The sequence below is a fragment of the Blautia sp. DFI.3.45 genome, assembly GCF_020593505.1.
Lineage (GTDB): Bacteria > Bacillota > Clostridia > Lachnospirales > Lachnospiraceae > Blautia_A > Blautia_A wexlerae.
This window is the reverse complement of record NZ_JAJDMI010000126.1, coordinates 1-1295: the sequence shown is the minus strand read 5'-3', so window position 1 is coordinate 1295 and position 1295 is coordinate 1. Positions and strand designations below refer to the sequence as shown.

Below are 1295 nucleotides of genomic sequence, written 5' to 3'. Positions count from 1 at the left end.
CCTGCCCTCCGACAAGTAAGAGCGATAATCGGCAGAACCGCAAGATATAAAAAGAAATTAACCGCAGTAATCTGCAAGGCTGCTTTTAGAGCTAAGGAAATCTCAAAGCCGGAAAATCCCACAATCATTTCTGCTATGATTGTAAACAGACTGCATATTAGCCCGAAAATAATAGACAATACGCTACACACAATCAATTTTCCGATCAACAGTTTCTTAAAAGAGATCGGCACAGTCAGAATATTTTTCAATGTGTCATCCGTCTGCTCACGAGAAATCATATATCCAGCAATTAGGCTGATACACATCGGAAAAATCATGGACATATTGTTTTTGATGACCTGTTCTGTAAGATAGGCGAAATCCCAAGCGGAACCATCATTCGCCATAGAGGTAAACAAGGTCAGCAGGACGGATAGGAGCATGAGTGCAACGCCCGCCCAAAGGATATGGTACCTTTTCAATTTATAAAATTCTGTTTTTACAATGCGAACCATGTTTATTCCCCCCTCCGCTTATATAGTCTGTCAATCAGTAAGAACGAAACGAATGCCATAATCCCAAGAATGAATACAACTTGAAATGTTGAGGGAATTAGCACTGTCATTTGCTCCAAGTCCATTTTTATTCCATGAGCCGCCATATCTCCCGCACTCCAAAATGTAGTCAGTGGCGTGGGCAGAAACCATAATATAGTTTTAGGCAGTGTGTCAAACAATGCCGTAGCACTCATGTTCAGAACACTGTAAAAGACACACAGTAAAATGGAAAAAACATAGGTCTTACTGAAAAAGACAACAAGGACAATCAACGGGAGTGTTCCTGCCGTAATGAAGATCCCCGTTTCAACCGCCAAAAACAGCTTATAACCAATTCCATAAACTTCTAATGTTCCAATTCCGCAAAGAATTGTTGCAATGGTAGAAGCCACGCAAAAAACAATTCCAAAGATAAAAAGGACAATAATCTTTGCAAGTACCATTTGCGTGCTGGTTACGGGAATTGTACGCAGATTTTTGAATGTATCGTTGTCGCGTTCCATAAAAAACAGGATAGCGGCAATCACTCCGATAATGCAGGGCAGTAAAAACTGGATACCATATCCCAACACCATGTTAAATAGTCCATCGAAAGCATCTGCCCGATCCGTATATCGTTCCATCATAGAGGGCGTTGTCATCAGATAAGTCAGCGGGATTGGAAACAGGAACGCAGCCAGAATAATCAGCGGAATAAATTTCTTCCGTTTCAATTTCAAAAATTCGCATTTGATTAGTTTAAGCAATTCCTTCGCC

At 40.8% G+C, this 1295-nt stretch carries 2 protein-coding genes; both read right to left on the bottom strand.

Features of this window, described 5'->3' with window-relative positions; translation table 11 throughout:
* Positions 1 to 497, bottom strand: a 497-nt coding sequence (locus LJE09_RS17185) for an ABC transporter permease (protein ID WP_227311596.1), incomplete at its 3' end; no start/stop codon positions are given.
* A 2-nt stretch (positions 498 to 499) separates the two neighbouring features.
* Entirely contained in the window at positions 500 to 1285 is a 786-nt protein-coding gene (locus LJE09_RS17180; RefSeq protein WP_227311597.1) for an ABC transporter permease, read from the bottom strand.
* Between the last annotated feature and the right edge of the window lie 10 nt (positions 1286 to 1295).